Genomic DNA, 24,344 nt, shown 5'->3' with positions numbered 1-24,344 from the left:
GCGATCGTGGAGCTGGCCGTGCGCGCGGGCGACGAGACCGGGTGCGGGGTGCTGCGCGAGCTGGTGATCGGGCAGCCGCTGGTGGTGCCGCCGGACGCGGAGGTGGACCTCCAGGTCCTCGTGGGCGGCCCGGACGAGGAGGGCGCGCGGGAGCTGCGGCTGTACTCGCGGACCGGGGCGGCGGCGGAGTGGGTCGAGCACGCGGCGGGCGCGCTCGCCCCCGGCGGCGCCGACGACGGGACGCGACTGGACGGGCAGTGGCCGCCAGCGGGCGCGGAACCCGTCGCGCTGGAAGGGTTCTACGAGAACCTGGCCGAGCTGGGCTACGGGTACGGACCGCTGTTCCGGGGGCTCGCGGCGGCGTGGACGCGCGACGGCGAGGTGTTCGCGGAGGCCGTGCTGCACGGGGAGGCGTTGTCCGGGGAGGCCGGGTCCGGGAACGGGTTCGGCATCCACCCGGCCCTGCTGGACGGGGCGCTGCACGCGGGCAACCTGCGCGTGCCGCCCGCGCCGGGCCGGACGCTGCTGCCGTTCGCGTGGAACGAGGTGCGGCTGCACGCCACCGGGGCGACGGCGGTGCGGGTGCGCGTGCGGGCGACGGGCGAGGACTCCCTGGCGCTGGAGCTGTTCGACGCCGACGGCGCGCCCGTGGCGAGCGTCGGCGGGCTGACCCTGCGACCGGCGGTCGCGGGCGCGCGCCCGGCCGAGTCGCTGCACGAGGTGGAGTGGACCGAGGTCGCGGCGGGCGGCGCCCCCGGTCTCGCGGTCGCCGACACCAGGGACTGGGAGGCCGCCGCCGACCTGCCGACCCGGTCCCGCGAGCTGGCCGCCCGCGCGCTGGAACTGGTGCGGGACCGGCTGGCGGGCGCGGACGGCGCGCCGCTGCTGGTGATCACCTCGGGCGCGGTGGCGGTGGCCGACGACGCCGAGGTCACCGACCCGGCCGCCGCCGCCGTCTGGGGGCTGCTGCGCTCGGCGCAGTCCGAGCACCGCGGCCGGTTCGCGCTGGTCGACGTCGACGGCGGCACGGCCGCCGAGGTCGCCGCGCTCGTCCCCGCCGACGAGCCGCAGGCCGCGCTGCGCGCCGGGACCGCGCTGGCGCCGCGCCTGCGCCGCCTGTCCCCCGGTCTGGCGCCGCCCGCCGGGCCGCACTGGCACTTGGACGCCGTCACCACCGGCACGCTCGACGGCCTCGCGCTCGTGCCATCGGAACCGGCCCCGCTGCGGGCGGGCGAGGTGCGGATCGAGGTCAGGGCCGCCGGGCAGAACTTCCGGGACGTGCTGGTGGCGCTGGACGGCGTCGCGGGCCAGGAGGGCGTCGGCGGCGAGGGCGCCGGGATCGTGACCGAGGTCGGCCCGGAGGTGACCGGGTTCGCCGTGGGCGACCGGGTGATGGGGCTGTTCCCGCGCTCGTTCGGGCCGCTGGCCACGGCCGACGCCCGCACCGTGGCGCGGGTGCCGCGCGGCTGGTCGTTCACCGACGCGGCGGCCGTGCCGGTCGCGTTCCTGACCGCGCTGCACGGGCTCCAGGACATCGCCGGGCTGCGGGCCGGGGAGACGGTGCTGGTGCACGCGGCGGCGGGCGGGGTCGGTCAGGCCGCCGTGCAGCTGGCCCACCACTTCGGGGCGCGCGTGCTGGCCACCGCGCACCCGGCCAAGCACCCGGTGCTGACCGCGCTGGGCGTGCCCGCCGACCAGCTCGCCTCCAGCCGCGACCTGGCCTACGCCACCGAATTCGGCGAGGTGGACGTGGTGCTCAACTCGCTGGTCGGCGAGCACGTGGACGCCTCGCTGGGGCTGCTGCGCGCGGGCGGCCGGTTCGTGGAGATCGGCAAGAACGACGTCCGGGACGCGGTCGAGGGCGTGCGCTACCGGGTGTTCGACCTGGGGGCCGACGCCGGGCCGGACCGGATCGGCGAGCTGCTGGCGCAGCTGGTGGACCTGTTCGAGTCGGGCGCGCTCCGGCCGCTGCCGGTGCGCACGTGGGACGTCACGCGCGCGGTGTCGGCGTTCCGCGAGATGAGCCGGGGCAGGCACACCGGCAAGATCGTGCTGACGATCCCGCGCCGCCCCGACCCGGACGGCACGGTGCTGATCACCGGTGGGACCGGCACGCTCGGCGCCACCGCGGCCCGCCACCTGGTCACCGCGCACGGCGCGCGGAACCTGCTGCTGGTCGGCAGGCAGGGCCCCGACGCGCCGGGGGCGGCGGAACTGGCCGAGGAGCTGCGCGGGCTGGGCGCGGACGTGCGGGTGGTGGCGTGCGACGTCGCCGACCGGGCCGCGCTCGACGCCCTGCTCGCCTCGATCCCGGCCGGGCGCCCGTTGACGGCGGTCGTGCACGCGGCGGGCGCGCTGGACGACGGCACGGTCACCTCGCTCACCCCGGACCGGTTCGACGCGGTGTTCCGCCCCAAGGTGGACGCGATCGCGCACCTGGACGAGGCGACCCGCGACGCCGACCTGGCCGCGTTCGTCGTCTACTCCTCGGCGGCGGGCGTGCTCGGCAACGCCGGTCAGGGCAACTACGCGGCGGCGAACGCCGTGCTGGACGCGGTGGCCCGCACCCGGCACGCCCGCGCGCTCCCGGCGACCTCGCTGGCCTGGGGCCTGTGGAGCGACACGAGCGCGCTCACCGCCACGATGGACGGGCGCGCGGTGGAGCGCACCCGGCGCGCGGGCGTGCTGGGCATGGGCAACGACGAGGCGCTGGCCGCGCTGGACGCGGGCCTGGCCTCCGGGCTGCCCGCGCTGGTGGCCGCCAGGATCGACCCGGCCGCGCCGCGCGACCCGGCGTCGGCGTCGCCGCTGCTGCGCGGGCTGGTGCGCGCCACCCGCCGCACCGCCGCCGCGCGCGAGCGGGCGGGCGGGGGCGGGCTGACCGGGCGGCTGGCCGGGGCGTCGGCCGCCGAGCAGGACGAGCTGCTGCTGGAGCTGGTGCGCGGCGAGGCCGCCGCCGTGCTCGGGCACGCGAGCGCGGAGCGGGTCGAGCCGCAGGTCGCGTTCCGGGACATGGGCTTCGACTCGCTCACCGCGGTGGAGCTGCGCAACCGGCTGGCCGCGGCGACCGGGCTGCGGCTGCCCGCGACGGCGACGTTCGACCACCCGACGCCGGTGCGGTTCGCCGCGCTGCTGCGGGCCGGGCTGGTCGGTGCGGAGGACACCGCGCCCGCGCCCGCGGCGCCGGTGACCGGAGCCGCCGACGAGCCGATCGCGATCGTGTCGATGGCGTGCAGGCTGCCCGGTGGCGTGGTCGACCCGGCGGGGCTGTGGGAGATGCTCACCGGGGAGCGGGACGGCATCGTGGACTTCCCCGACGACCGGGGCTGGGACCTGGAGTCCCTGTACCACCCGGACGCCGACTCCCCCGGCACCTCCTACGTGCTGCGCGGCGGTTTCCTGGAGGACGCGGGCGGGTTCGACGCCGGGTTCTTCGGCATCTCCCCGCGCGAGGCCCTGGCGATGGACCCGCAGCAGCGGGTGTTCCTGGAGACCTGCTGGGAGGCGTTCGAGCGCGCCGGGCTCGACCCGACCGCGCAGCGCGGCACCGACACCGGCGTGTTCGCCGGGATCATCGACCAGGACTACGGCGTGCGCGCGGGCGCCGCCCCCGAGGAGCTGGAGGGCTACCTGCTCACCGGCACCGCCACGTCGGTGGCGTCCGGGCGGGTGGCCTACCTGTTCGGGCTGGAGGGTCCCGCGGTCACCGTGGACACGGCGTGCTCGTCGTCGCTGGTGGCCGCGCACTGGGCGGTGCAGGCGCTGCGCCGGGGCGAGTGCTCGATGGCGCTCGCGGGCGGCGCGACCGTGATGGGGCGCCCGTCGGCGTTCGTGGAGTTCTCCCGACAGCGCGGGCTGGCCCGCGACGGGCGCTGCAAGGCGTTCGGCGCGGACGCGGACGGCACCGCGTTCAGCGAGGGCGCGGGCGTGCTGCTGCTGGAGCGGCTGTCGGACGCGCGGCGGCGCGGGCACCCGGTGCTGGCGGTGATCCGGGGGTCGGCGCTGAACCAGGACGGGGCGTCGAACGGGCTGACCGCGCCCAGCGGCCCGGCGCAGCAGCGGGTGATCCGGGCGGCCCTGGCGGACGCGGGGCTGCGACCGTCCGACGTGGACGCGGTGGAGGCGCACGGCACCGGCACCGCGCTCGGCGACCCGATCGAGGCGGGCGCGCTGCTCGCCACCTACGGGGCGGACCGGGACGCGGGCGCGCCGGTGTGGTTGGGGTCGCTCAAGTCCAACACCGGGCACACCCTGGCGGCGGCGGGCGTGTCCAGCGTGATCAAGATGGTGCTGGCGCTGAACCACGGGCTGCTGCCCCGGTCGCTGCACGTGGCCGAGCCGAGCGCGGCGGTGGACTGGGAGTCGGGCGGCGTGCGGCTGCTGACCAGCGCGCGGCCGTGGCCGGAGAGCGGGCGGCCCCGGCGGGCGGGGGTGTCGTCGTTCGGGATCAGCGGGACGAACGCGCACCTGGTGCTGGAAGCCGCGCCGGTGGAGGAGGGCGTGGGGGCGCGGAGCGGGGCGGCGGCAGCGGGAACCGGGGTGGCGCAAGGCGGTGCGGCAGCGCGAGGGATCGCGGCAGTGCCCGGCGGCGCGGCGGTGCCAGGGCCGGATGCCCTGGCGGGTCTCGTGCGGACCTCCGGCGTGATCCCCTGGCCGTTGTCGGCCCGCTCCGCCGACGCGCTTCCCGCGCAGGCCGCGAAGCTGGCCGCCCACGTGCGGGCGCACGACGGCCTCTCGCCGCTCGACGTCGGCTGGTCGCTCGCCACCACCCGCACCGCGCACCCGCACCGCGCCGTGCTCACCGGCGGCACCCGCGAGGCGCTGCTGTCCGCCGCCGACGCGCTCGCGGGCGGCGAGGCCGACCAGGCCGTGCTCACCGGCTCCGCCGTCGGGTCGGGTGCGGCGAAGACCGTGTTCGTGTTCCCCGGTCAGGGCGCGCAGTGGACCGGCATGGGGCGGGAGCTGCTGGAGACCTCGCCGGTGTTCGCCGCGCGGCTGCGCGAGTGCGCCGACGCGCTGGCCCCGCACACAGACTGGGACCTCCTGGACGTGGTGCGCGGCGCGGAGGACGCGCCGGGGTTCGAGCGGGTCGACGTGCTCCAGCCCACCTCGTGGGCGGTGATGGTGGCCCTGGCCGCGCTGTGGCGCTCGTGCGGGGTGGAGCCGTCCGCCGTGCTCGGGCACTCGCAGGGCGAGGTCGCGGCGGCGGTGGTCGGCGGGTACCTGGAGCTGGGCGACGCGGCGCGGTTGATCGCGCGGCGCAGCAGGGCCATCGCGCAGGAGCTGACCGGGCGCGGCGGGATGCTGTCCGTGCTCACCTCCCCCGACCGGGTCGCGGAGCTGCTGGAGCCGTGGGCCGGGAAGCTGTGGATCGCGGCGGTCAACAGCCCCGCGTCCGTCTCGGTGTCCGGTGACGCCGAGGCGCTCGGCGAGTTCGTGCGGGTGCTGGCCAAGGCCCGGATCAACCGGTGGCGGCTGCCCGGCGTGGACTTCGCCGGGCACTCCGGGCACGTGGACGGGATCGCGGCCCGGTTGCGCGCGGAGCTGGCCGACGTCACCGCGAAGGCGGGCGACGTGCCGTGGCTGTCCACGGTGGACGGGCAGTGGGTGGAGCACACCGGGCTCGACGCCGACTACTGGTACCGCAACCTGCGCGACGTGGTCCGCTTCGACGAGGCCGTCCGCGCGCTGGTCGACACCGGGCACCGGGCGTTCGTGGAGGTCTCCACGCACCCGGTGCTGACCACCGCGATCGGCGAGGTCGCCGACGAGCGGCAGGACGTGCGGGTCGCCGTCGCGGGCACGCTGCGCCGCGACGACGGCGGCGCGGACCGGGTCGTCGGCGCGCTCGGCGAGGTGGTCGCCTCGGGCGTGGCGGTGGACTGGGCGGCGGTGTTCGCCGGGACCGGGGCCGCGGTGGTGGAGCTGCCGACGTACGCGTTCCGGCACGAGCGGTTCTGGCTCACCCCGTCCGGCGGCGACGTGCGCGCGGTGGGGCTGCGGCAGGCCGGGCACCCGCTGCTGGGCGCGGTGGTCAGCGTCCCGGACACCGGCGGGGTGCTGCTGACCGGGCGGTTGTCGCCGTCCGCGCAGCCGTGGCTGGCCGACCACGCGCTGTCCGGCGTTCCGCTGCTGCCGGGGACGGCGCTGGTGGAGCTGGTGGTGCGCGCGGGCGACGAGACCGGCACGCCGGTGGTGGCGGAGCTGGTGCTGGGCAGGCCGCTCGTGCTGCCGACCACCGGGACGATCCAGGTGCAGGTGCTGGTGGGCGAGCAGGCGCGGGACGGGCGGCGGCCGGTCGCGGTGTACTCGCGGCCGGGCGACGACCGGCCGTGGACCGAGCACGCCTCGGGCTCGCTCGCCCCGGAGGAGGGCGCCGCGCCGGAAGCGGAGGGCGGGGAGTGGCCGCCCGCCGGGGCCGAGCAGGTGGACCTCGGCGGCTTCTACGACGGCCTCGCCGAACGGGGTTACGACTACGGCCCGGCCTTCCGGGGCCTGGTGCGCGGCTGGGTCAGGGGCGACGAGGCGTTCGCCGAGGTCGGGCTGCCCGACGACCAGCACGGCGCAGCGGCCCGGTTCGGGCTGCACCCGGCGCTGCTGGACGCGGCCCTGCACGCGGCCTCGCTGTGCGCGGGCCACGGCCGGGGCACGGCGCTGCCGTTCACCTGGACCGGCGTGCGGCTGCACGCGGCCGGGGCGACGGCGCTGCGCGTGCGGGTGCGGGCGGACGGGCCGGAGCGGTTGTCGCTGCGGGCGAGCGATCCGGCGGGCACGCCCGTGGTGACCGTCGGGTCGCTGCTGCTGCGCGCCGCCGACGCGGACCGGCTGCGGACGGCGACGACGGCGGACGACGGGCTGCACGTGCTGGAGTGGACCCCGCACCCGCTGCCAGGGGGGACGACCGCCTCCCCCGCCGTCCTGGACACCAGGGCGTGGGAGCTGCCCGAGGGCGTCGGGCGGGCCGAGGCGATCACCACGCGGGTGCTCGCCGAGGTCCAGGCCGCGCTCGACGGGACCACGCCCCTGGTCGTGGTGACGCGGGGCGCGGTGGCCGTGCACGACGACGCCGAGGTCACCGACCCGGCTGCCGCCGCCGCGTGGGGGCTGGTGCGCGCCGCGCAGGCCGAGGAGCCCGGACGCGTCGCCGTGATCGACGTCGACGACGCCTCCGAGGCCGCGCTGCCCGCCGCCGCGCTCGCCACGGCCGCCGAACCGCAGCTCGCCCTGCGCGGTGGGGCGGCGTTCGCGCCGAGGCTGGTCGAGGCGTCCGGGTCGCTGGCCGTGCCGGACGGGCCGTGGCGGCTCGACAGCACCGGCCGGGGCACCCTGGAGAACCTGGCGCTCGTGCCGACCCCCGCCGCCGGGGCGCCGCTCGCGCCCGGACAGGTGCGGATCGCGGTGCGGGCGGGCGGCCTGAACTTCCGGGACGTGCTGATCGCGCTCGACGCCTACGAGTCGGAGATCGGCACCGAGGGCGCGGGCGTGGTCGTGGAGGTCGCGCCGGACGTCACCCGCGTGGCCGTGGGCGACCGCGTGATGGGCATGATCCCCGGCGCGTTCGGGCCGCTGGCCGTCGCGGACGCCCGCACGGTGGTGCGGATGCCGCGCGGCTGGTCGTTCACGGAGGCGGCCGGGGCGCCGGTCGCGTTCCTGACCGCCCTGCACGGGCTGCGCGACCTGGGCGGTCTGGTGGAGGGCGAGACCGTGCTGGTGCACGCGGCGGCGGGCGGCGTCGGCATGGCCGCCGTGCAGCTCGCCAGGCACTTCGGGGCCGAGGTGCTGGGCACCGCGCACCCGTCGAAGCACGCCGCGCTGGACCTGCCCGCGAACCGGCTGGCCTCCAGCCGGGACCTGGCCTACGCCACCGGGTTCGGCCCGGTCGACGTGGTGCTGAACTCGCTGGTCGGCGAGCACGTCGACGCCTCGCTGCGGCTGCTGCGCGAGGGCGGCCGGTTCGTGGAGATGGGCCGGGCGGACCTGCGCGACGCGGACGAGGTGGCGCGCGCCCACCCCGGCCGCGCCTACCGCGCGTTCGACCTCGGCCGGGACGCCGGGCCGGACCGGATCGCGGAGCTGCTGGTGGAGCTGGTGGGCCTGTTCGAGTCGGGCGCGCTCCGACCGCTGCCGACCAGGGTCCTCGACGTGGTGCGGGCGCCGGAGGCGTTCCGGGCCATGAGCCAGGGCAAGCACATCGGCAAGATCGTGCTCACCCCGCCGCGCCGCCCGGACCCGGACGGCACGGTGCTGGTCACCGGCGGCACCGGCACGCTCGGCGCGGCCATGGCCCGGCACCTGGTGGACGCGCACGGCGCCCGGCGCCTGCTGCTGGTCAGCCGCAGCGGCCCCGACGCGCCGGGCGCGGCCGAGCTGGTCGCGGAGCTGGCGGAGCGGGGCGCGCAGGTCCGGCTGGCCGCGTGCGACATGTCCGAGGAGGACGCGCTCACCGCGCTGCTCGCCTCGATCCCCGCCGCGCACCCGCTCACCGGCGTCGTGCACGCGGCGGGCGCCCTGGACGACGGGGTGGTCACCGCCCTGGACGCGGACCGGGTCGCCTCGGTGCTGCGGCCCAAGGCCGACGCGGCGCTGCTGCTGCACGAGGCCACGAAGCACGCCGACCTGGCGCTGTTCGCGCTGTGCTCGTCGGTGGCGGGGGTGCTGGGCAACGCGGGCCAGGCGAACTACGCCGCCGCCAACACCTACCTGGACGCCCTGGCCCAGCACCGCAGGGCCGCCGGGCTGGCCGGGCTGTCGCTGGCCTGGGGCCGCTGGGCGCGGACCAGCGCGCTCACGGCCGGGCTGCCCGCGCAGCAGGGCGGTCGCCGCGAGCTGGTGCGCCCCATGGACACCGCGTCCGCGCTGCGCCTGCTCGACGCCGCGCTCGACGCGGGCCGCCCGACCGTGGTCGCCGCCGAGCTGGACGTCACGGCCGCCACCGCCGCGAACCCGGTGCTGCGCGGCCTGGTCCGGCCCGCGCGCCGCGCCATGGCCGCCTCCGCGCGGGACGAGCGCGGCGTGGCCGCGGCGCTGGCGGGGCTGGGCGAGGCCGACCGGCGCCGGTTCGTGCTGGACCTGGTGCGCTCGCACGCCGCCGTGGTCCTGGGCCTGGCGGGCAAGGAGGCCGTCGACGCCGAGCGCGCGTTCAACGAGACCGGGTTCGACTCGCTCACGGCGGTGGAGCTGCGCAACCGGCTCGCCGCCGCGACCGGGCTGCGGCTGCCGTCCACGCTGGTGTTCGACCACGCCACCCCGGCCGCGCTCGCCGAGCACCTGCGCGCCGAGCTGACCGGCGACGGCCTGCCCGAGGCGCGGGCGGTCGCCACCTCGGGCGCGCGCGACGACGATCCGGTCGTGATCGTCTCGGCGAGCTGCAGGCTGCCCGGCGGCGCGGACTCGCCCGAGGCGCTGTGGGAGCTGCTGGAGCAGGGCCGGGACGCGATCACCCCGTTCCCGCGCGACCGGGGCTGGGACCTGGAGGCGCTCTACGACGCCGACCCGGACCGGCCGGGCAAGAGCTACGTGCGCGACGGCGGGTTCCTGGCCGACGCGGCCGGGTTCGACGCCGAGTTCTTCGGCATCTCCCCGCGCGAGGCGCTGGCCACCGATCCGCAGCAGCGGCTGCTCGCGGAGACCTCGTGGGAGCTGTTCGAGCGGGCGGGCGTGGACCCGGTCTCGGTGCGCGGCAGCGACGTCGGCGTGTTCGCGGGCGTGATCAACCAGGAGTACGGCGTGCACAGCGGCACCACCCCCGCCGAGCTGGAGGGGTACGTGATGACCGGCTCGACCACCAGCATCGCGTCCGGCCGGGTGGCGTACCTGCTCGGGCTGACCGGGCCAGCCGTCACCGTGGACACCGCGTGCTCGTCGTCGCTGGTGGCGATCCACCTGGCGGCGCAGGCGCTGCGGTCGGGCGAGTGCTCGATGGCGATCGCGGGCGGCGCGACGGTGATCGCGAAGCCGGGCGGGTTCGTGTCGTTCTCCCGGCAGCGCGGCGCGGCCCCGGACGGGCGGTGCAAGGCGTTCGGCGACGACGCGGACGGCATGGCGTTCGCCGAGGGCGTGGGTCTGGTGCTGCTGGAGCGGCTCTCGGACGCGCGGCGCAACGGGCACCCGGTGCTGGCGGTCGTGCGCGGCACGGCGCTGAACCAGGACGGGGCGTCGAACGGGCTGACCGCGCCGAACGGGCCCGCGCAGCAGCGGGTGATCCGGCAGGCGCTGGCCAACGCGGGCCTGTCCCCCGACGAGGTGGACGCGGTCGACGCGCACGGCACCGGCACCGCCCTCGGCGACCCGATCGAGGCGCAGGCGCTGCTCGCCACCTACGGGCGGGACCGGGACCCGCGGCGACCGCTGTGGCTGGGGTCGGTCAAGTCGAACATCGGGCACACCCAGGCGGCGGCGGGCATCGCGAGCGTGCTCAAGATGGTGCTGGCGATGCAGCGGGGCGTGCTGCCCGCGACCCTGCACGCCGACACCCCGACGACGGAGGTCGACTGGGAGTCGGGCGCGGTCGCGCTGCTGACCGGGTCCCGGCCGTGGCCGGAGACCGGGCGGCCCCGCCGGGCGGGGGTGTCGTCGTTCGGCATCTCCGGCACCAACGCGCACGTGCTGCTGGAGCAGGCCCCGCAGGACGCGCCCGCCGCGCCGATGGCCCCTCGGGGGGCCGGGGTGGTGGAGGCGGTGGCCTGGCCGGTGTCCGGGCGCACGCCCGCCGCGCTGCGCGCCCAGGCCGCGCGGCTCGTGGCGCACCTGGCGGGAACGCGGGCGGGTGCGGCGGACGTGGGCTGGTCGCTGGCGGGCACGCGGTCGGCGTTCGGGCAGCGGGCGGTCGTGGTGGCCGGGACGGCGGAGCAGGCCCGCGACGGGCTGGCGGCGCTGGCCGAGGGCCGCTCGTCGGCGCTCGTGACCTCCGGTGCGGCCGAGGTCGACGGGCGCGTGGTGTTCGTGTTCCCCGGTCAGGGGGCGCAGTGGGTCGGCATGGGCGCGGAGCTGCTGGAGGCGTCGCCGGTGTTCGCGGAGCGGTTGCGCGAGTGCGCTGCGGCGCTGGAGCCGTTCGTGGACTTCGACCTGATCGAGGTGCTGCGGGAACGTGACTCGCTGGACCGGGTCGACGTGGTGCAGCCCGCGTCGTGGGCGGTGATGGTCTCGCTCGCGGCGGTGTGGCGCTCGCTCGGCGTCGAACCGGACGCGGTGGTCGGGCACTCGCAGGGCGAGATCGCGGCGGCGGCCGTGAGCGGGGCGCTCAGCTTGGCCGATGCCGCAGCCGTGGTCGCCTTGCGCAGCAAGGCGATCGCCCAGGATTTGGCCGGGCTCGGCGGCATGATGTCCGTCGCCCTGCCCGCCGACGCGATCGACCTGAGCGGCTACCCCGACCGCCTGTGGATCGCTGCGCTCAACGGGCCGACGTCGACCGTCGTCGCCGGTGACGTGGACGCGCTGCGCGAGCTCCACGCCCACTACGAGGCCACCGAGGTCCGGTCCCGGATCATCCCCGTCGACTACGCCAGCCACACCGGCCACGTCGACGCCATCCGCGAGCGGCTGGCCGAAGCCCTGGCGCACGTGCGGCCGAGGGCGGGCACGATCCCGTGGCTGTCGACCGCGACCGGAGAGTGGACCACCGGCGAGGACGCGGGCGCGGACTACTGGTTCCGCAACCTGCGCGGCGCGGTGGGCTTCCACGCCGCGATCACCACCCTCGCCGGGCAAGGGCACCGGGTGTTCGTGGAGGTCTCCAGCCACCCCGTGCTCACCACCGCGATCGAGGCCGCGATCGAGGCCGCCGGACCCGCCGTGGTCACCGGCACGCTGCGCCGCGACGACGGCGGCCCCGACCGCCTCCTCACCAGCCTCGCCGCACTGCACGTGCGCGGCGTCCGCGTCGACTGGGACGCGGTCCACGCGGGCAGCGGAGCCCGCAGGATCCCGCTGCCCACCTACGCGTTCCAGCACGAGCGCTACTGGCTCGCCGAGCCGGACGCGCCGCAGGCGGTCGCGGACGCCCCGTTCTGGGACGCCGTCGACAGCGGCGACCTGGCCGCGCTCGCCGGGTCGCTCGGGGTCGAGCCCGCCGTGCTGGAGCCGGTGCTGCCCGGCCTGACGTCCTGGCGGTCCCGCAACCGGGACGGCGCGACCGTGGACGACTGGTCGTACCGGATCGGCTGGGAGCGGGTGGACGTGCCCGCCGCCCCGCTGTCCGGGACGTGGCTGGTCGTGGCGCCCGAGGCGGGCGCCGACGACACCTCGGTCGCCGAGGTCGCGGCGGCGCTGGCCGCGCGCGGCGCGACGCCGAGGATCGTGGCGGCGGGCGCGGACCCTGGGGACGAGCCTGCCGGGGTGCTGTCGCTGCTGGCCTGGGACGACCGGCCCGCCGAGGGCGGCACGCTCTCGCGCGGCGTCGAGGACGCGGTCGCGCTGGTGCGGGAGGCGGTGCGGCGCGGCTGGTCGGCCCCGCTGTGGTGCGCCACGCTCGGCGCGGTGGCCGTCGCCGACCCCGGTGAGGTGACGGCCGAGTTCGGGCCGCAGCTGTGGGGCACGGGCGTCGTGCTGGGCCTTGACCTGCCGGACGTCTGGGGCGGTCTGGTCGACCTGCCCGCGCGGCCCGACGGCGTGGCGCTGGACCTGCTGTGCGCGGTGGTCGCCGGAGCGGGCGACGAGGACCAGCTGGCGGTGCGCCCGTCCGGGGTGTTCGCGCGGCGGATGACGCGGCGGCCGGTCGCGTCGGCGCCCGCGTGGCGACCGCGCGGGACGGTGCTGGTCACCGGCGGCACCGGCGGCCTCGGCGGCCACGTCGCCCGGTGGGCGGCGGAGCAGGGCGCGGAGGACCTGGTGCTGCTCTCGCGCGGCGGCCCGGACGCGCCGGGCGCGGACGCCCTGGCCGAGGAGATCACCGCGACCGGCGCCCGCTGCGCGGTGCTGGCCTGCGACGTCACCGACCGGGACGCGCTGGCCGGGGTGGTCGCGGGCCTGCCGGACGGGCCGCTGTCGGTGGTGCACGCCGCGGGCGTGGCCCGACCGGGTCGGCCGCTGGCGGAGACCACGCCGGAGGAGTTCGCGGCGATCGGCCGGGGCAAGGTCGCGGGCGCCCGCCTGCTGGACGAGCTGCTGGGCGGGCGGGAGCTGGACGCGTTCGTGCTGTTCTCCTCCGGCGCGGCGGCGTGGGGCAGCGGCGGGCAGGCCGGGTACGCGGCGGGCAACGCCTTCCTGGACGGCCTCGCGCACCGCAGGCGCGCCCGTGGGCTCGCGGCCACCTCGGTGGCCTGGGGCGCCTGGGGCGGGGTCGGCACGGTCGACGAGGTGCTGGGCGAGCAGTGGCGCCGCGCCGGGCTGCTGACCATGGACCCGCGCCTGGCCACGCTCGCCCTCGCGCACGCGGTCGGCTCGGGCGAGGCGCACGTGGTGGTCGCGGACGTCGACTGGGCCCGCTTCGCCCCCGCCTACGCCCTCGCCCGGCCCCGGCCGCTGCTGACGGCGCTGCCCGAGGTCACCGACGCGCTGGCCGTGCCGGACGCGCCCGCGGGCGGCGACGGGTTCGGGGCGCGGCTGGTCGGCCTGCCGCCCGCCGAGCAGGAGCGGCTGCTCACCGAGCTGGTGCGGGCGGAGGCGGCGGCCGTGCTCGGCCTGGGCGGCATCACCGGCGACCGGGCGTTCCGGGAGGTCGGGTTCGACTCGCTCACGGCCGTGGAGCTGCGCAACCGGCTCGGCGCGGCCACCGGGCTCACCCTGCCCGCGACGCTGGTGTTCGACCACCCGCGCCCGAGCGCGCTGGCCGCGCACCTGCGGTCCGCGCTGGGCCCGGCCGCCGCGCCGGTGGACTCGGTGGCGGGTGTGCTGGCCGAGCTGGACCGGTTGGAGACGGCCATCCCGGCCCTGCCGACGGGCGAGATCAGCCGGTCCCGGCTGGAGCTGCGGCTGCGGCGGCTGAGCGCCCGCGTGGGCGAGCTGGTCGCCGCGAACGGCGAGCGGGCGAACGGCGCGCGCTCGAACGGCGGGCGCGGGGCCGCCGACGAGCTGGACGACGCGGGGGCCGAGGACGTGCTCGCGTTCATCGACCGGGAGTTCGGGGACGCGTGACCCCCGCACCCGACCCCCACCCCGGCCCTCACAACGACGACCCCGGCGAGGAACAGATGGCGAACGACGAGAGGCTCCTCAGCTACCTCAAGCGGGTCACCGCCGACCTGCACAGCACGCGGGAGCGGTTGCGCGAGGCGGAGTCCGGGGCGGACGAGCCGATCGCGATCGTCGGCATGGCCTGCCGGTTCCCCGGCGGCGTGCGCACCCCGGACGAGCTGTGGGAGCTGGTGGCGTCCGGCCGCGACGGCATCGGGCCGTTCCCGGACGACCGGGGCTGGGACCTGGACGCGCTGTTCGACCCCGATCCCGACGCCACCGGCCGCTCCTACGTCACCGAGGGCGGGTTCCTGGACGACGCGGCCCTGTTCGACGCCGGGTTCTTCGGGATCTCCCCGCGCGAGGCGCTGGCCACCGACCCGCAGCAGCGGGTGCTGCTGGAGACGGCGTGGGAGGCCTTCGAGCAGGCGGGCATCGACCCGACCTCGCTGTCCGGGCAGGACGTGGGGGTGTTCACCGGGGTCGCGAACGGCGACTACGCGCTGACCGTGGACCGGGTGCCGGAGGGCTTCGAGGGCTACCTGGGCATCGGCGGGGCGGGCAGCATCGCCTCCGGGCGGATCTCGTACTCGCTCGGGTTGGAGGGCCCCGCCGTCACGCTGGACACCGGCTGCTCGTCGTCGCTGGTCGCGATGCACTGGGCCGGGCACGCGCTGCGGGCGCGGGAGTGCTCGCTGGCGCTCGCGGGCGGCGTGATGGTGATGGCGACGCCGGGCGGGTTCGTCGGGTTCTCCCGGCAGCGCGGCCTGGCCCGCGACGGGCGGTGCAAGTCGTTCGGCGACGGCGCGGACGGCACGTCGTGGTCGGAGGGCGTCGGCCTGCTGCTGCTGGAGCGGCTCTCGGACGCGCGCCGCAACGGGCACGAGGTGCTGGCCGTGGTGCGCGGGTCGGCGATCAACCAGGACGGGGCCTCGAACGGGCTCACCGCGCCGAACGGGCCGTCGCAGCAGCGGGTGATCCGCGCGGCGCTCGACGCGGCCGGGCTCGGGTACGCGGACGTGGACGCGGTGGAGGCGCACGGCACCGCCACGGTGCTGGGTGATCCGATCGAGGCGCAGGCGCTGCTCAACACCTACGGGCGGCACCGGGACGGGGCGCAGCCGCTCTACCTGGGGTCGGTCAAGTCGAACCTCGGGCACACCCAGGCGGCGGCGGGCGTGGCCGGGGTGATCAAGGCGGTGCAGGCGATGCGCCACGGGGTGCTGCCTCGGACGCTGAACGTCGGCACGCCCACCACCAAGGTCGACTGGTCCTCGGGCGCGGTGGAGGTGCTGGCGGAGGCGAGGCCGTGGCCGGAGACCGGGCGCCCCAGGCGGGTCGGGGTGTCGTCGTTCGGGGTCAGCGGCACCAACGCGCACGTGATCCTGGAGCAGGGGCCGGACACCGTCGAGCCCGCTGGGGAAGCGGGTGGGTTCGGGCCGGTGGCGGCGGGCGGCGGGACGCCGTGGGCGCTGTCCGGGCGCACGGCCGCCGCGCTCGCCGACCAGGCGCGGCGGTTGGCCGGGCACGTGACGGCCGAGCTGCGGGCGGAGGACGTCGGGTTCTCGCTCGCCACCACCAGGGCGCACCTGGAGCACCGGGCGGTGGTGGTCGGCCCGGACGGGCTGGCGGCGCTGGCCGAGGGCTTGCCGTCCGCGCTGGTCACGACCGGTGAGGCGGACGTGAGCGGCAAGGCGGTGTTCGTGTTCCCCGGTCAGGGGGCGCAGTGGGTCGGCATGGGGGCCGAGCTGATCGACGTGTCGCCGGTGTTCGCGGAGCGGTTGCGCGAGTGCGCGGAAGCGCTGGAGCCGTTCGTGGACTTCGATCTCGTCGAGGTGCTGCGGGAACGTGACTCGCTGGACCGGGTCGACGTGGTGCAACCCGCGTCGTGGGCCGTGATGGTGTCCCTCGCAGCGGTCTGGCGATCGCTGGGCGTCGAACCGGACGCGGTGGTCGGGCACTCGCAGGGGGAGATCGCGGCGGCGGCCGTCAGCGGGGCGCTCAGCCTGGCCGACGCCGCGGCCGTGGTCGCGTTGCGCAGCAAGGCGATCGCCCAGGATTTGGCCGGGCTCGGCGGCATGATGTCCGTCGCGCTGCCCGCCGGTGACGTCGACCTGAGCGGCTACCCCGGACGGCTGTGGATCGCCGCGCTCAACGGGCCGACGTCGACCGTCGTCGCCGGTGACGTGGACGCGCTGCGCGAGCTCCACGCCCACTACGAGGCCACCGAGGTCCGGGCGCGGATCATCCCGGTCGACTACGCCAGCCACACCGGCCACGTCGACGCCATCCGCGACCGCCTCGCCGAGGCATTGTCCGGCGTGACGCCGCGCGCGGGTGAGGTGCCGTGGCTGTCCACGGTCACCGGAGAGTGGACAACCGGCGAGGACGCCGACGCCGACTACTGGTTCCGCAACCTGCGGGGCGCGGTCGACTTCCACACCGCCATCACCACCCTCGTCGCCGAAGGCCACCGGGTGTTCGTGGAGGTCTCCAGCCACCCCGTGCTCACCACCGCCGTCGAGGCCACGCTCGAAGGAACCGGACCCGCCGCCGTCACCGGCACGCTGCGCCGCGACGACGGCGGCCCCGACCGCCTCCTCACCAGCCTCGCCGCACTGCACGTACGCGGCGTCCGGATCGACTGGAAGGCCGTGTTCGCGGGCACGGGCGCGCGCCGCGTCCCGCTGCCGACCTACGCGTTCCAGCACGAGCGCTACTGGCTGGACCGGGGCGCGGCGGCCGGTGACGTCACGGGCGCCGGCCTGGCCGACGCGGCGCACCCGCTGCTGGCCGCCGTGACCCAACTGCCCGGCACCGGCGGGGTGCTGCTGAGCGGGCGGCTGTCGCGGGCGACGCACCCGTGGCTGGCCGAGCACGCGGTGAGCGGGACCGCGCTGGCCCCCGGCACGGCGCTGGTGGAGCTGGCGCTGCGCGCGGGTGACGAGGTGGACGCGCCCGTGCTGCGCGAACTCGTGATCACCCGGCCGATGCCGGTGCCGGAGCGGGGTTTCCTGCACGTGCAGGTGGACGTGGCGGGTCCGGCGGACGACGGGTCGCGCGCGGTGCGGATCTGGTCCCGCGCCGAGGACGCGGCGAGCGAGACGGCGCGGTGGACCGAGCACGCCACCGGCTCGCTCGCCCCGGAGGACCGGGCGGCGCCCGCCCGCGCGACCGGCGCGTGGCCGCCCCAGGGTGCGCGAGCCGTGGACGTGGACGACTTCTACGACCGCCTCGCGGGCGCGGGCTACGAGTACGGGCCGCTGTTCCAGGGCCTGACCGCCGCCTGGGCCGGTGACGGCGAGGCGTGGGCGGAGGTGGTGCTGCCCGGTGAGGCGGGCGGGTTCGGCGTGCACCCGGCGCTGCTGGACGCGGCGCTGCACGTGGGCACGCTCTGCCTGCCCGGCGGGCCCGGCTCGCGCACGCTGCTGCCGTTCGCGTGGACCGGGGTCCGGCTGCACGCCACCGGGGCAGGCGCCGTGCGGGTGCACGCCCGCGCCACCGGGGACGACGGCCTGGTGGTGGAGCTGCGCGACGCGGACGGGGAACCGGTCGTGACGGTGGACGCGCTCGTGCTGCGCGAGGCCGACGCCGAGCACGCGCAGGCCCCGAACGCGACGGCCGACGCGCTGTGGCGGGTGCGCTGGGTGGAGCAGCCGCCCGCGCCCGCCGCGCCGGGCTGGGGGCTGCTGGGGCCGTCCGGGCACGCCGGGTTCGCCACCCTACCGGTGTTCGCCGACCCGGCCGCCGTGGCGGCGCTGCCCGAGGGCGACCGGCCCGCGGTGGTCGTCGTGGACACCACCGCGTGGCGGGCCCCGGAGCAGGACGTGCCCGAGGCCGCCCGCGCGTTCGCGGTCCGCGCGCTGGAGCTGCTGGTGGCGTGGCTGGGCGAGGACGCCCTCACCGGAACCCGGCTGGTGCTGGTGACCGGCGGCGCGGTGCCCGTGCGCGGGAACGCCGAGGTCACCGACCCGGCTGCGGCGGCGGTCTGGGGCCTGGCGCGCTCGGCGCAGTCGGAGCACCCGGACCGGGTGTGGCTGCTGGACGTCGACGCGCTCGACGCCGTGCCTGGCGCGCTGGCCTCGCCGGAGCCGCAGCTGGCCGTCCGGGCGGGCGCGGGGTTCGCGCCTCGGCTCGGCCCCGCCGACGCCGCGCCTGGCGCGCTGCCGGTCGACGGACCCGTGCTGGTCACCGGCGGCACCGGCACGCTCGGCGCGCTCGTGGCCTGCCACCTGGTCACCGCGCACGGCGCGGAGCGCCTGCACCTGGTGAGCAGGCGCGGCCCGGACGCGGCAGGCGCTCAAGAACTCCTGGACGAACTGCGCGGGCTGGGCGCGGAGGTCGAGCTGACGGCGTGCGACGTGGCCGACCGGGCGGCGCTCGCCGCGCTGCTGGCGCGCGTCTCCCCCACCGCCGTGGTGCACGCGGCGGGCGCGCTGGACGACGGCCTGCTCACCGACCTCACCGCCGACCGGTTCGACGCCGTGCTCCGCCCCAAGGTCGACGCGGTCGCCCACCTGGACGACTTGCTGGGGGCCGTGCCGCTGGTGGTGTTCTCCTCCGCCACCGGCACGCTCGGCACGCCCGGCCAGGCGAACTACGCGGCGGCCAACGCGGTCGCCGACGCGCTCGTGCAGCACCGCCGCGCGCGGGGCCTGCCTGGCGTGTCGCTGGCCTGGGGCCTGTGGTCGGACACCAGCGGGCTGACCGCGACCATGGACGCCGCCGACGTGGCCCGCACCCGCCGGGGCGGGGTGCTCGGCCTGGACGCGGCGCGCGGCCTGGCGCTGCTGGACGCCGCGCTCGGCGCGGACGACGCGCTGCTGGTGCCGATCCACCTGGACACCGCCGCGCTGCGCCGGGGAACCGACCCGGCGCCGCCGCTGCTGCGCGACCTGGTCCGCCGCCCCCGCCGCACCGCAGGCGCCGCGCGGCAGGCGGCCCTGCCGCTGGTGGCGCGGCTGGCCGGGCTGGACGCGGTGGAGCGCGAACGGGCGCTGGTGGGGCTGGTGCGCGCCGAGGCCGCCGCCGTGCTCGGGCACGGCGGCCCGGACGGCATCGGGCAGGACCAGCCGTTCCGCGAGGTCGGGTTCGACTCGCTCACCGCCGTGGAGCTGCGCAACCGGCTCGGCGCGGCCACCGGTCTCGCGCTGCCCGCGACGGTGGTGTTCGACCACCCGACGTCCGCGCGGATCGCGGAGCACCTGCGGGAGCTGCTGTTCGGCGCGGAGGCGGCCCAGGTCCCGGCGCGGCGGGAGGTGGTGGCCGACGACGACCCGATCGCCGTGGTGGGCATGGCGTGCCGGTTCCCCGGCGGGGTCGCCGACGCGGACGGGCTGTGGCGGCTGGTCGCCGAGGAGCGCGACGGCATCGGCCCGTTCCCGACCGACCGGGGCTGGGACCTGGCGGCGCTGTTCGACCCGGACCCCGACCACGCGGGCACCTCGTACGTGCGGGAGGGCGGGTTCCTGGACGGGGCGACGGGGTTCGACGCGCCGTTCTTCGGCATCTCCCCGCGCGAGGCGCTGGCGATGGACCCGCAGCAGCGGCTGCTGCTGGAGGTCGCCTGGGAGACGTTCGAGCAGGCGGGCATCGACCCGCGCTCGGCGCACGGCACCGACACCGGCGTGTTCGCGGGCCTGATCTACCACGACTACGGGGAGGCGGCGGGCGAGCTGCCCGAGGGCGCGGAGACCTACCGCAGCACCGGCACGTCGGGCAGCGTGGTGTCCGGGCGCGTCGCCTACGCGCTGGGGCTGACCGGGCCCGCGCTGACGATCGACACGGCGTGCTCGTCGTCGCTGGTGGCGATCCACCTCGGCGCGCGGGCGCTGCGGGCGGGCGAGTGCTCGATGGCGCTGGTCGGCGGGGTGACGGTGATGTCCACGCCCGGCGGGTTCGTGAGCTTCTCGCGGCAGCGGGGGCTGGCAGCGGACGGGCGGTGCAAGTCGTTCTCGGAGGGCGCGGACGGCACCGGGTTCAGCGAGGGCGTCGGCCTGGTGCTGCTGGAGCGGCTCTCGGACGCGCGCCGCAACGGGCACGAGGTGCTGGCCGTGGTGCGCGGGTCGGCGATCAACCAGGACGGGGCCTCGAACGGGCTCACCGCGCCGAACGGGCCGTCGCAGCAGCGGGTGATCCGCGCGGCGCTCGACGCGGCCGGGCTCGGGCACGCGGACGTGGACGTCGTGGAGGCGCACGGCACCGGAACCTCGCTGGGTGATCCGATCGAGGCGCAGGCGCTGCTCGCCACCTACGGGCAGGACCGCGAGCAGCCGCTGTGGCTGGGCACGCTCAAGTCCAACCTCGGGCACACCCAGGCGGCGGCGGGCATCGGCAGCGTGATCAAGATGATCCAGGCGATTCGGCACGGCGTGCTGCCGCGCACCCTGCACGTCACCGAGCCGACCTCGGCGGTGGACTGGGGCGCGGGGTCGGTGGAGCTGCTGACGCGGGCGCGGGAGTGGCCGGAGGCGGGACGTCCGCGCCGGGCCGGGGTGTCGTCGTTCGGGGTCAGCGGGACGAACGCGCACGTGATCCTGGAGCAGGCCCCCGAGTCCGCGGCGGTGGAGGCGGGGGCAGAGGCGGGTGTGCTGCCGTGGGTGCTGTCGGCCCGCACGCCCGAGGCGCTGCGGGCGCAGGCCGATCGGCTCGTGGCGCACCTGGGCGGTGAGCCGCCCTCGGCGGGCGTGGCCCGGTCGCTGGTGCTGGGGCGGGCGGCCCTGGAGGAGCGGGCCGTGGTCGTGGGCGACCCGGCGCGCGCCGGGGAGGCGCTGCGGGCGCTGGCCGAGGGGCGGCCCTCCCCCGCGCTCGTCACCGGGCGGACCGGGGTCGAGGGGCGCGTGGTGTTCGTGTTCCCCGGCCAGGGCGCGCAGTGGGTCGGCATGGGGCGCGAGCTGCTGGAGACCTCGCCGGTGTTCGCCGAGCGGCTGCGCGAGTGCGCGGCCGCGCTGCGCCCGTACACCGACTGGGACCTGGTCGAGGTGATCACCTCGGGTGGCGCGCTGGACGACGTGGACGTCGTGCAGCCCGCGTCGTGGGCGGTGATGGTGTCCCTCGCGGCGCTGTGGCGCTCGCTCGGCGTCGAGCCGGACGCGGTGATCGGGCACTCGCAGGGCGAGATCGCCGCCGCGACCGTCGCGGGCTGGTTGACCCCGCAGGACGGCGCGAAGATCGTCGCGCTGCGCAGCCAGCTCATCGACGAGGAGCTGACCGGGCTCGGCGGCATGATGTCCGTCGCCCTGCCCGCCGCCGAGATCGACCTGACCGGCCACGAGGGCCGGTTGTGGGTCGCGACGGTCAACGGGCCGAGCGCGACCGTGGTCGCCGGGGACACCGGGGCGCTGGAGGAGCTGCGGCGCGGCTATGGCGAGGCGGTCCGCACGCGGGTGGTCCCCGTGGACTACGCCAGCCACACCGGGCACGTCGACGCCATCCGCGACCAGCTCGGGCGGATGCTCGCCGACGTCACCCCGCAGCCCGGTGGGATCCCGTGGCTGTCGACGGTGACCGGCGAGTGGATCACGCCCGGTGACAACGACGCCGACTACTGGTTCCACAACCTGCGCCGGACCGTCCGCTTCGCCGACGGGATCGGCACGCTGCTCGACACCGGGCACCGGGCCTTCGTGGAGGTCTCCACGCACCCCGTGCTGGCGGCGGCGGTGCAGGAGAGCGCCGAGGCGGCCGGGGACGCGCGGGTCGCCGTGACCGGCACGCTGCGCCGCGACGACGGCGGTTGGGACCGGGTCCTGACCGGCCTGGCCGAGCTGCACGTGCGCGGCGTGGACGTGGACTGGACGCGGGTGCTGCCCGAGGCGGGGCGGGCTCCGCTGCCGACGTACGCGTTCCAGCACGAGCGCTACTGGCCGGAACCCGCGCGCCCGGCCGCCGCGCCGGACGGTGGTGACGACGCGCTGTGGGCGGTGATCGAGGGCCGTGACGCGGCGGACCTGGCCGGGGAGCTGGCCGTGGACGAGGACTCGCTGGCACGGGTGCTGCCCGCCCTGACGTCCTGGCGGCGCCGCAGCCGGGCCAGGAGCGCGCTCGACGGCTGGCGCTACCGGGTCGACTGGGTCCCGGTCCCGGTCCCGGTCCCGGTCCCGGTCCCGGCGGGCGGGTCTGGGCTGCCCAGCGGAGCGGCACCGCCCGGCGGATCGGCGGTACCAGGCGGATCGGCGCTGTCAGGCGGGTCCGGGTCGCCCAGCGGGTCCGGGTCGCCCGAAGGGGCAGGGTCGCCTGGAGAGGCAGGGTCGCCTGGAGGGGCAGGGCTCTCCGGCGGATCGGCGCTGCCCGGCGGGGCCAGGTCGCCCGGCGGAGCGGCGCTGCCAGCCGGGTACGGGTCACCAGGCGGATCGGCGCTGCCCGGCCGGGTGGCCGTGGTGGTGCCCGCGAACGACGAGCGGGCGCGGGCGGTCGCGGACGGGCTGGCCGCGCGGGGTGTGGACGTGACCGTCGTGGCGGTGGTCGACGCCACCCGCGACGGGCTGGCGAAGGCGCTGCCCGACCGCCCCGACGCCGTGGTGTCGCTGCTGTCCTGGGACGCGGGGGCCGACGAGCCGGGCGCGCCCGGCTCGGCCACGGCCGCGCTGGTCCAGGCGCTGGCCGACCGGGGTGTCACCGGGCCGCTGTGGTGCGCGACCGGGGGCGCGGTGAGCGTCGCGGGCGAGGACGCCGACCCCGGTCAGGCCGCCGTGTGGGGGTTGGGCGGGGTGCTGGCGCTGGACCTGCCGGAGGCGTTCGGCGGGCTGGTCGACCTGCCGCAGCAGCCCACCGGCGCCGACCTGGACGCGTTCGCCGCCGCGCTGGCCGCCCCCGGCGGCGAGGACCAGCTCGCGGTGCGCGACGGCCGCCTGCTGGCCCGCCGCCTGGTCCGCGACGGGGCCGACGCGCCGGAGTGGACGCCGCGCGGCGCGGTGCTGGTCACCGGCGGCACCGGCGGCCTCGGCACGCACGTGGCCCGCTGGCTCGCCCGCTCCGGGGCCGGGCACGTGGTGCTCGCCAGCCGGTCCGGTCCCGCCGCCCCCGGCGCGGCCGAGCTGGCCGCCGAGGTGGAGGCGCTGGGGGCGCGGTGCAGCGTGGTGGCGCTCGACGTGGCCGACCGGGACGCCGTCGCCGCCGTGCTGGCGGACGTGGAGCGGGACGGGCCGCTGACCGCCGTGGTGCACGCGGCGGGCGCGGGCCTGGCCCCGACGCCGGTGGTGGAGCTGACCGCCGGGCGGTACGCGGACGTCGCGGGCGGCAAGGTCGAGGGCGCGCGGGTGCTGGACGAGCTGCTGGGCGAGCGGGAGCTGGACGCGTTCGTGCTGTTCTCCTCCGGCGCGGCCGTGTGGGGAAGCGGCGGGCAGGCCCCGTACGCGGCGGCCAACGCGTTCCTGGACGGGCTGGCCGCCCGCAGGCGGGCGCGCGGGCTGGTGGCCACGTCGGTGGCGTGGGGCGGCTGGGGCGGTGGCCTGGGCATGATCGGCGACGGGGACGCGGAGCGGTGGAGCCGCCTGGGCATCCGCACGATGGACCCGGAGGCGGCGCTGCGCGGGATGGCGCTGGCGGTCGGTTCGGGGCGGGCGGCGAGCGTGGTGGCCGACGTGGACTGGGCGCGGTTCGCCCCCGGCTACGCCCTGGCCAGGGAGCGACCGCTGCTGCGCGGGCTGCCCGAGGTGGTGGCGCTGCTAACCGAACCGGATGAGCCTGCCGCGGCAGCGGTGGACGCGCGGGGCGCGCTGGTGGCGCGGCTGACCGGGCTGGACGCGGCCGGGCAGGACGAGCTGCTCGCGGACCTGGTGCGAGCGCAGGCGGCGGCGGTGCTCGGGTTCGCCGACCCGGAGGCGGTGGCGGCGGACCGGGCGTTCAAGGACGCCGGGTTCGACTCGGTGACCGCCGTGGAGCTGCGGAACCGGTTGAACGCGGCCACCGGGCTGCGGCTGCCGCCGACGGTGGTGTTCGACCACCCGAAGCCGCTGGCGCTGGCGCGCGTGCTGCGCGCCGAACTGGCCCCCCGGCGGGGGAACGGGGTGACGGCGGCCCAGGTCGCGCACCGGGAGGACGCGATCCGGCGGGTGCTGGCGTCGGTGCCGCTGGCCCGGTTCGAGGAGCTGGGCGTGCTCGGCGCGCTCGTGGACCTCGCGCCCGCCGACAGCGCGGCGCGAGTGGCGCAGGACGACCAGGTGGACCTCGCGGACCTGGACCTGGACGGTCTGGTCCGCAGGGCGATGCGCGGCGCCGCCGCGGGGAACGACTGA

2 protein-coding genes (1 of these 2 running past the window's edge) are annotated in these 24,344 nt (G+C 77.8%); both read left to right on the top strand.

What is annotated here, in order from left to right:
• A protein-coding gene (locus LV78_RS28425) for a type I polyketide synthase (RefSeq protein WP_253848737.1) crosses the window boundary here: on the top strand, window positions 1-14,070 show its 3' portion. 6,420 nt of this gene lie to the left of the window's left edge; 14,070 of the gene's 20,490 nt are visible here — the last part of the coding sequence; its start codon lies beyond the left edge, outside the window; its stop codon occupies window positions 14,068-14,070.
• Window positions 14,067-24,344, top strand: a complete 10,278-nt coding sequence (locus LV78_RS28420) for an SDR family NAD(P)-dependent oxidoreductase (protein WP_425546871.1) — start codon at window positions 14,067-14,069, stop codon at window positions 24,342-24,344. The genes LV78_RS28425 and LV78_RS28420 overlap by 4 nt, the downstream gene beginning before the upstream one ends.

The organism is Actinosynnema pretiosum (genome assembly GCF_024171695.1).
Lineage (GTDB): Bacteria > Actinomycetota > Actinomycetes > Mycobacteriales > Pseudonocardiaceae > Actinosynnema > Actinosynnema pretiosum.
Note: the sequence above shows the minus strand (reverse complement) of the source record. Positions and strands in the feature narration are given on the sequence as shown.